Origin of the sequence: Kitasatospora mediocidica KCTC 9733 (assembly GCF_000744225.1) — a bacterium.
GTDB lineage: Bacteria > Actinomycetota > Actinomycetes > Streptomycetales > Streptomycetaceae > Kitasatospora > Kitasatospora mediocidica.
In genome coordinates this window covers 1008987-1017752 of record NZ_JQLN01000001.1, presented here as the reverse complement: position 1 = coordinate 1017752, position 8766 = coordinate 1008987, and the positions used below count along the sequence as shown (strand labels likewise).

General features: G+C 67.1%; 8 protein-coding genes and 2 rRNA genes. 5 read left to right on the top strand and 5 right to left on the bottom strand.

Annotated features, from left to right (window positions below):
- Together BS80_RS04135 and rrf are read left to right on the top strand one after the other, a co-directional pair.
- A 23S ribosomal RNA gene (locus tag BS80_RS04135) occupies nucleotides 1-2137 on the top strand; the annotation flags it as partial.
- A gap of 84 nt (nucleotides 2138-2221) precedes the next feature.
- Nucleotides 2222-2338, top strand: a 5S ribosomal RNA gene (gene rrf / locus BS80_RS04130).
- 169 nt (nucleotides 2339-2507) lie between these two features.
- Here rrf and BS80_RS04125 read toward each other — a convergent pair.
- From BS80_RS04125 to BS80_RS04105, 5 genes are all read right to left on the bottom strand, one after another.
- Nucleotides 2508-2882: a hypothetical protein gene (locus tag BS80_RS04125; protein ID WP_035792633.1), complete on the bottom strand. Its 375-nt coding sequence runs from the start codon at nucleotides 2880-2882 to the stop codon at nucleotides 2508-2510.
- A 40-nt stretch (nucleotides 2883-2922) separates the two neighbouring features.
- A complete protein-coding gene (locus tag BS80_RS04120) occupies nucleotides 2923-3372 on the bottom strand; it encodes a roadblock/LC7 domain-containing protein (RefSeq protein ID WP_051965972.1) in 450 nt (149 codons plus the stop codon).
- A 34-nt stretch (nucleotides 3373-3406) separates the two neighbouring features.
- Nucleotides 3407-4432, bottom strand: coding sequence for a DUF4388 domain-containing protein (locus BS80_RS04115; RefSeq protein ID WP_157535858.1), 1026 nt, complete (start codon nucleotides 4430-4432; stop codon nucleotides 3407-3409).
- Nucleotides 4429-4812, bottom strand: a complete 384-nt coding sequence (locus tag BS80_RS04110; protein WP_035792630.1) for a hypothetical protein — start codon at nucleotides 4810-4812, stop codon at nucleotides 4429-4431. The genes BS80_RS04115 and BS80_RS04110 overlap by 4 nt, the downstream gene beginning before the upstream one ends.
- A gap of 375 nt (nucleotides 4813-5187) precedes the next feature.
- Nucleotides 5188-5976 (bottom strand): lysophospholipid acyltransferase family protein, encoded by a 789-nt coding sequence (locus BS80_RS04105; RefSeq protein WP_051965875.1) that lies wholly within the window; start codon nucleotides 5974-5976, stop codon nucleotides 5188-5190.
- 317 nt (nucleotides 5977-6293) lie between these two features.
- Here BS80_RS04105 and BS80_RS04100 point away from each other — a divergent pair, with 317 nt between their 5' ends.
- The 3 genes from BS80_RS04100 (at nucleotide 6294) to BS80_RS04090 (ending at nucleotide 8709) form a co-directional block, all read left to right on the top strand.
- Complete coding sequence (locus tag BS80_RS04100) at nucleotides 6294-6650, top strand: TlpA family protein disulfide reductase (RefSeq protein WP_035792627.1); 357 nt, start codon at nucleotides 6294-6296, stop codon at nucleotides 6648-6650.
- Between the two features lie 269 nt (nucleotides 6651-6919).
- Nucleotides 6920-7705 (top strand): electron transfer flavoprotein subunit beta/FixA family protein, encoded by a 786-nt coding sequence (locus BS80_RS04095; protein ID WP_063771876.1) that lies wholly within the window; start codon nucleotides 6920-6922, stop codon nucleotides 7703-7705.
- 41 nt (nucleotides 7706-7746) lie between these two features.
- Nucleotides 7747-8709 carry an electron transfer flavoprotein subunit alpha/FixB family protein gene (locus tag BS80_RS04090; RefSeq protein WP_035792622.1) on the top strand — a complete coding sequence of 321 codons (963 nt, stop codon included), beginning with the start codon at nucleotides 7747-7749 and terminating at the stop codon, nucleotides 8707-8709.
- The last annotated feature ends 57 nt before the right edge of the window (nucleotides 8710-8766 follow it).

Here is an 8766-nt window from a genome sequence, read left to right as displayed (position 1 = left end):
GGCCTCACCGGTTACTGACCTTAGCCAAACTCCGAATGCCGGTAAGTGAGAGCGTGGCAGTGAGACTGTGGGGGATAAGCTCCATGGTCGAGAGGGAAACAGCCCAGAACACCGACTAAGGTCCCTAAGCGTGTGCTAAGTGGGAAAGGATGTGGAGTCGCACAGACAACCAGGAGGTTGGCTTAGAAGCAGCCATCCTTGAAAGAGTGCGTAATAGCTCACTGGTCAAGTGATTCCGCGCCGACAATGTAGCGGGGCTCAAGCACACCACCGAAGTCGTGTCATTGCAGCATGAAGGGCCAACGCCTGCTGTGATGGGTAGGGGAGCGTCGTGTGCCGGGTGAAGCAGCGGAGGAATCCAGTTGTGGACGGTTCACGAGTGAGAATGCAGGCATGAGTAGCGATACAAGAGTGGGAAACTCTTGCGCCGATTGACCAAGGGTTCCTGGGTCAAGCTGATCTGCCCAGGGTAAGTCGGGACCTAAGGCGAGGCCGACAGGCGTAGTCGATGGACAGCGGGTTGATATTCCCGTACCCGCTTTGAAGCGCCAACGTCGAACCTCTGAATGCTAAAGCCGCGAAGCCGGCCTGGAGTCTTCGGACGAAGGGACGTGGTGGAGCCGCTGACCCAACAGGGTAGTAGGTGAGCGATGGGGTGACGCAGGAAGGTAGTCCAGCCCGGGCGGTGGTTGTCCCGGGGTAAGGGTGTAGGCCGAGTGATAGGCAAATCCGTCACTCATTGAGGCTGAGACCTGATGCCGAGCCGATTGTGGTGAAGTGGATGATCCTATGCTGTCGAGAAAAGCCTCTAGCGAGTTTCATGGCGGCCCGTACCCCAAACCGACTCAGGTGGTCAGGTAGAGAATACCGAGGCGTTCGGGTGAACTATGGTTAAGGAACTCGGCAAAATGCCCCCGTAACTTCGGGAGAAGGGGGGCCACACCTGGTGATGGGATTTACTTCCTGAGCTGGGGGTGGCCGCAGAGACCAGCGAGAAGCGACTGTTTACTAAAAACACAGGTCCGTGCGAAGCCGTAAGGCGATGTATACGGACTGACGCCTGCCCGGTGCTGGAACGTTAAGGGGACCGGTTAGTCTAGTTTCGACTAGGCGAAGCTGAGAACTTAAGCGCCAGTAAACGGCGGTGGTAACTATAACCATCCTAAGGTAGCGAAATTCCTTGTCGGGTAAGTTCCGACCTGCACGAATGGCGTAACGACTTCTCGACTGTCTCAACCATAGGCCCGGTGAAATTGCATTACGAGTAAAGATGCTCGTTTCGCGCAGCAGGACGGAAAGACCCCGGGACCTTTACTATAGCTTGATATTGGTGTTCGGTTCGGCTTGTGTAGGATAGGTGGGAGACTGTGAAGCGGCAACGCCAGTTGTCGTGGAGTCGACGTTGAAATACCACTCTGGTCGTGCTGGATGTCTAACCTAGGTCCGTGATCCGGATCAGGGACAGTGTCTGGTGGGTAGTTTAACTGGGGCGGTTGCCTCCTAAAGAGTAACGGAGGCGCCCAAAGGTTCCCTCAGCCTGGTTGGCAATCAGGTGTTGAGTGTAAGTGCACAAGGGAGCTTGACTGTGAGACCGACGGGTCGAGCAGGTGCGAAAGCAGGGACTAGTGATCCGGCGGTGGCTTGTGGAAGCGCCGTCGCTCAACGGATAAAAGGTACCCCGGGGATAACAGGCTGATCTTCCCCAAGAGTCCATATCGACGGGATGGTTTGGCACCTCGATGTCGGCTCGTCGCATCCTGGGGCTGGAGTAGGTCCCAAGGGTTGGGCTGTTCGCCCATTAAAGCGGTACGCGAGCTGGGTTTAGAACGTCGTGAGACAGTTCGGTCCCTATCCGCTGTGCGCGTAGGAATATTGAGAAGGGCTGTCCCTAGTACGAGAGGACCGGGACGGACGAACCTCTGGTGTGCCAGTTGTCCTGCCAAGGGCATGGCTGGTTGGCTACGTTCGGGAGGGATAACCGCTGAAAGCATCTAAGCGGGAAGCCTGCTTCGAGATGAGTATTCCCACCTCCTTGAGAGGGTAAGGCTCCCAGTAGACGACTGGGTTGATAGGCCGGATGTGGAAGCCCAGTAATGGGTGGAGCTGACCGGTACTAATAGGCCGAGGGCTTGTCCTCAGTTGCTCGCGTCCACTGTGTTGTTCTGAAACAACGACCCCACCCTGTGGCCATGGGGTGGTGCGGTTGACAGTTTCATAGTGTTTCGGTGGTCATAGCGTGAGGGAAACGCCCGGTTACATTCCGAACCCGGAAGCTAAGCCTCACAGCGCCGATGGTACTGCAGGGGGGACCCTGTGGGAGAGTAGGACGCCGCCGAACAATCATTCCAGGTAACCCCCATCCGAGAAATCGGGTGGGGGTTACCTGCGTTTCCGGACCTTTTCCGGACCGCTTCCACGACAGCCGGCAGCCCGGTGGCCCGGAGAGAACTGGGGCGTCTCTCCGGGCCACCGAGCCACCGGCCTGCCAGCTGACAGCTGCCGGCTGGTCAGACCTCCAGGTCGGCCTCGATGCGGGCCAGCTGGTGGCGCGCCATGGCGAGGTTCGCGCGGCGCTTGTCGAGGGCCAGATAGATGAAGAGGCCCTTTCCGGAGCGTCCGGTCAGCGGCCTGATCATGTGATATTGGCTGCTCAGGGTGATCAGGATGTCCTCGATGCCGTCATTCAGTCCGAGCATTTCCATCGTGCGCATCTTCGCGCGTACGACGTCGGTGTTGCCGGCCGCGGCGACCGTCAGGTCCAGCCCGCCCGGGCCGTCGACGGTTCCCAGGGCCATTCCGCTGCCGTAGTCCACCAGTGCGGCGCCGATGGCCCCTTCCACCGTGGTCATCGCGAGTCGGAGCGTCGTGTCCACATCTGCCATGGTTTTCAGTCCTTGTCTTCTCGGTCAAAGGTGTGCGGAGTCATGCTGATTGGTCGTCATGGGGAAGGGGTCGGGGAGTCGGGCCCGCCAACATCAGGCCGATCCGTTCGGCGGAGCGTCGGGACTCCAGGTGCAGGCGGCCGACGTTGACGTCCGGGTGGGCGAGCACCGTGAGCACGCAGACGGTGCCCGCCGCGTACGTGGCGACATAGCCGTTCACGCCGCGGACCAGGGACTCGCGGAAGTCCCCCTGGCCGGTGGCGTCGGCCAGGCGTTGGGCCAGGCCGAGTGACGCGGCGGTCATCGCGGCCAGGCCTTCGGGTTCGGTGTCGTGGGTGTCATGGGCGATCAACAGGCCGTCCATGCTGGCCACCAGACCACCCGCCAGATGGGGCACCCGGTTCTTGAGAGCGCGGAGCTCGGCCAGCAACTCGGTTTCCAGGGCGATCAGTTGCCTCCTTCCGGTGCGCTGCTTCAGCGCCCTCCTCATGGCCATGAGGAGGTGGCCGCGGACGGAGAGGAAGTCAAAGTCGAGCCTCCAGTGCGATTCTGACCCGGTTCAGCAGAGCGATGTCCGGGTCGTGGGCGGACAGCGGGTGGGCCGCCGCGTTCGGCGGACAGGCGGTGACGGTCGCGCCGGCCAAGTCGTCGGACGGGCGTCGCAGGGCGGCGCCCGGGGTGCGTCGCTGGAGTCCGGCGAGGGTGGTCGGGAGCAGCGGCTCGTCCGGGCACGGGACATCGGGCGCCAGGGCACCGGGCGCCAGGGCGTCGGACGCTACGGCGCCCGGCCGCAGCGCGTCTGACGGCGGGGTGGCGACGATTCCGGCGGCGGCCAGCCGGCGTACCTCGACCGTCGTCGAGAAGGCGGAGCGGCCCAGCAGCCGGGCGAGGTCCGCCGGGGTTCTTCGGCCGTCGGCGTGGTGCAGCAACTCGCGCTGGCGCAGGCTGGTCCGCACCCGTCGGCGCCCGGCCGCCGGGCCCGGCGCCACCGGTGCGGTGTCGACCTGCGGGCAGGGCCAGATCCGCTCCAGCAGGTCCCGCCGCCGAACGGCCTCGCGCCGCAGCAGCCGCGCGCTCACCCCGCTCACCGGGCCGAGCCAGTGCCGCACGCCGGGTTCGAAGGAGGCGACCATCGACCGCGCGCCCAGGGTGAAGAACGCGGCGTCGTGCAGTGCGCCCAGGTGGCAGAGCTCCAGCTCGCCCTGGGTCAGGTGGCCCTGCTCGACCAGCATCCGGCCGACCCGGTGTTCCGCGCCGAAGGCCCGCAGGGAGGCCCGCCAGGCGTCCGGCGGTATCCGGCCACAGCGGGTCAGCAGGGCGTCCAGGCCGGTCGCGAACTCGCTCTCGGCGTGCACGACGACGCCCGCCTCCAGGTAGACCGAGCCGCTGGTGCAGCGCAGCGCGCCGGTGGCGCGCCGGTCGGCCAGCCGCTCGACGGTCTCGCCCAGCGGCCGGCCGAGCAGTTCGCCCAGCGGCGCACCGTGTTGCACCAACGGCATCCCGAGCGTCGCACCCGGCGCCTCGATCCGCGCTCCTCTGACGCCGCTCATCCCAGCACCAGCTCCTCCGCGATGGCCTGCAGACGGAACCGCGCGGTCGCCAGGTTCCCTTCGGCCCGGTCGAGCCAGAGGTGGAGGGCGAGCCTGCTGTCGAAGACCGTCCCGACGAAACAGAGCAGGTGGTAGCTGCGGTCGGAGGTGACGATGATGTCCCGCACGGGCGTGCCGGCATCGTCCGGGTCGGCGAAGGTGGGGCTGTCGGCCGCCGCGCGGACCAGGTCGGTCGCCTCCGCCGCCGTCGCCTCGTGATCGCCGGTGGGACTGTGACCGGACGCCCCGAGCGTCAGGCCACTGCTCCAGTCGATGAGGCTCACACCTCGCGCACCGGCAATCGTCATCGCCTGGGACAGGCATTCGTCGATACCCGGCACACGGGCTCCTTCGGAGGTCACAGCGGCTGGTCGGAGGGCGTGTGGGGCACGCGGCGACTGCTACGCCGAGTCGCAGTCACGACACGGAAGGCTACCGAGGGAGGTCCATTGCTACGAAAATGTCATTGGCATATTCACGCCCGATAGGTAGGTTTTCGGCCAGGGTTACCGTCTGTGCCCGCTTGGAAACCGGCTGTCCGGGCTGATCCGATGCGGTTCCCGGATCGCCCACCTGGGCAAGGACGTTGGCCGATTCGCGCGGGTGCGGCACGGTCCGGCTACACAGAAGCCCCGGACGGCGGCTACCGTCCGGGGCTCGGTGTCAGGCGCGCTCGATGTCAGGCGTGCGCGGTGTCAGATGTGGTGCGAGGAGGGTCAGTTGTGGCCCGCGGCCTCGGCTGCCGCTGCGCGGCGGGCGGCCTTGGCCGCCGCCTCCTGCTCGTCCTCGGCCTCCGCGACCTCCAGGGTGGGCGCGGTGCCGCCGAGATGGGCCGGCATCCACCAGGTGTCGTCCGGCCCGGTCGGCTGGGCCGGGTACATCTGCTGGGCCCGGTCGAGCATCTCGGTCATCGCGGCTCGCAGGCGCCGGGTGACCATCACCGGCTTGTCGCCGGGCTGCAGGTGGATCGGCTCGCCGATCATGATGATGACCGGCACGTGCCGCTTGGTGAGGGTCTTGGGCCGGCCCTTGGTCCAGAGCTGCTGGGTGCCCCAGAGGATCACCGGGAGCAGCGGCGTGCCGGAGTCGGCGGCCATCCGGGCCGCACCGGTCTTGAACTTCTTCAGTGTGAAGGAACGGGAAATGGTGGCCTCGGGGAAGACGCCGACCACCTCGCCCGCTCGCAGCGCGCGCACCGCCGCCTCGTACGCGGGCTGGCCGTCCGTCCGGTCGACCGGGATGTGCTTCATGCCGCGCATCAGCGGGCCGGAGATCCGGTGCTTGAAGACGTCGTCCTTGGCCATGAAGCGGGTCTTGCGCTTGGCGCCCTTCACCGTGCCGAGGCCCGCGAAGAGGAAGTCGAGATAGCTGATGTGATTGCTGACCAGGACGGCCCCACCCGTGGCCGGGACATTCTCCGCGCCGATAATCTTGATCTTGATGTCGAGCGCACGAAAGACGGTCATCGCGGTTCGAATCACCGGCGGGTACACGAACTCTGCCACGATCAGCCCTACTTCTTCCCACGGGCGCGAGCCCGGTGCGGCGGCACCCGCAGGCTCGTGGTGGACCGGGCTCGGGGCGCGGCACGCCGCGGCTGCCACGGGTGATTCTCCGACGATCGTCCCCCGAACGGGTGCCATCTGTCACCTGGGCGGACCTCGGGGTGGGGAGACGGTCGTCACATCCCGGCCACCCGGGCTGCGCGAGGGAGGCAGTGGTGCTATCGCGCCGCGCGTTGATGTGTGGTGCGTAGTGCCGCGCGGCGACGGCGCGACGCGGTGGCCCGGCGCGGGGCGGACCGTGCCGCACACTGGTCGGTATGACCGGGCTGTGCGCGCCGTGGGCGTGCGGGAGGGATGACGCCGTGCTGCTGTCCGCCGCCGATCTGGGCGAGGGGGCCGGGCTGGGGGAGCGGGCGACCCTCGTCCAGTTCTCCACCGCCTTCTGCCAGCCCTGCCGGGCGACCCGCCGGATCCTGGCGGACGTCGCGGGGATGGTCGAGGGTGTCGGGCATGTGGAGATAGACGCCGAGCAGCGCCTCGAGCTGGTCCGCCGGCTCGACATCCAACGCACCCCGACCGTGCTGGTGCTGGACGCCTCCGGCAGGGTGGTGCGCCGGGCCTCCGGGCAGCCCCGCCGGGCCGACGTCCTCGCCGCCCTGGCGCAGGCGTTCTGAGCAGCGGTTTCCCGGTGGGTTGCGGGGCCGGTCCGGCCGAGAGCTTCGTCACAATGATCAGGCGGTAGAGCGCCCGGTTATTGCGGGAAGATGTGGGCGACCGGTATTTAGATACTGACGAGTAACCAGAGCAGGATACTGCCGAGTATGCTGCCGGAAGTGCCGGTCGGGCAGCAGGAATGCGCTGTCCGAAGCGGGTGGCGCCTGCGTGCGTTCCCGTACGTTGCACCGCCGCAGCCGCCGGACGAGACCAGTACAGGAGACAGGCCGTGAGCTTGAGGATCGTTGTCTGTGTGAAGTACGTGCCCGACGCGACCGGTGACCGTCGCTTCGCGGACGACCACACCACCGACCGGGAGGCCGTCGACGGCCTGCTGTCGGAGCTGGACGAGTACGGCGTGGAGCAGGCGCTCCGCATCGCCGAGGCCTCGGGCGACGCCGAGGTGACCGTCCTCACCGTCGGCCCGGACGACGCCAAGGACGCGCTGAAGAAGGCGCTGTCGATGGGTGCCGACAAGGCAGTCCACGTGAACGACGAGGACATCCACGGCACCGACGTGATCGGTACCTCCGCGATCGTCGCCAAGGCCCTGGAGAAGACCGGGTTCGACCTGGTCATCTGCGGTATGGCCTCCACCGACGGCACCATGGGCGTGCTGCCGGCCCTGCTGGCCGAGCGCCTGGGCCTGCCGCAGGTGACCCTGCTCTCCGAGGTCTCGGTCGAGGACGGCACCGTCAAGGGCCGCCGCGACGGCGACGCGGCGACCGAGCTGGTCGAGGCCGCGCTGCCGGCCGTCGTCTCGGTCACCGACCAGTCGGGCGAGGCTCGCTACCCGTCCTTCAAGGGCATCATGGCCGCCAAGAAGAAGCCGGTTCAGTCCTACGACCTGGACGACCTGGGCATCGAGGCGGACGAGGTCGGCCTGGGCGGTTCCTGGACCGCCGTGGAGACCGTCACCGAGCGTCCGGCCCGTACCGCCGGCACGATCGTCAAGGACGAGGGCGAGGGCGGCAAGCAGCTCGCGGGCTACCTCGCCGACCAGAAGTTCATCTGACCCGCCGTCCGGACCTCACGTTCAATCAGGAGTAACGAATCATGGCTGAAATCCTGGTTCTCGTGGACCACGCCGACGGTGTGGTCCGCAAGCCCGCCCTCGAACTGCTGACCCTGGCCCGCCGCGTCGGCGAGCCCTCGGCGGTCGTCCTCGGCGCCGGCGCCGCTGCCGCCGACATCGCCGCCAAGGTGGCCGAGTTCGGCGCTGCCAAGGTGTACGTCGCCGACGGCGCCGAGTTCGCCGACTACCTGGTGGTCCCGAAGGTGGACGCGCTGACCCAGATCGCCAAGGCGGCCGACGCCGCCGCGGTGCTGGTCACCTCGTCCGGCGAGGGCAAGGAGATCGCGGCCCGTGTCGCGCTCCGCCTGGGCTCCGGCATCATCACCGACGCCGTCGACCTGGAGGCCGGCGACGGCGGTCCGGTCGCCACCCAGTCGGTGTTCGCCGCGTCCTTCCAGGTGAAGTCCAAGGTGTCGCACGGCGCCCCGGTCATCACCGTCAAGCCGAACGCCGTCGCCCCGGAGGCCGTCGCGGCCGCCGGCGCGGTCGAGAACGTCACCGTCGCGTTCACCGGCAACGCCGCCAAGGTCACCTCGCGCACCCCGCGGGTCTCCTCGGGCCGCCCCGAGCTGACCGAGGCCGCCATCGTGGTCTCCGGCGGCCGTGGCGTCGGCGAGGCGTCGGGCTTCCGCGTCGTCGAGGAGCTGGCCGACTCGCTCGGCGCGGCCGTCGGTGCCTCGCGTGCCGCCGTCGACGCCGGCTGGTACCCGCACAGCAACCAGGTCGGCCAGACCGGCAAGCAGGTCTCCCCGCAGCTGTACGTCGCGGCGGGCATCTCCGGCGCGATCCAGCACCGGGCCGGCATGCAGACCTCGAAGACGATCGTCGCGATCAACAAGGACGCCGAGGCGCCGATCTTCGAGCTGGTCGACTACGGCGTGGTCGGCGACCTGTTCGAGGTCCTGCCGCAGCTGACCGCCGAGGTCAAGGCGCGCAAGGGCTGAGCACCGCCTCCGCACCGCAGGGCGTGATCCTTCTTACTTACGGAAGGGTCGCGCCCT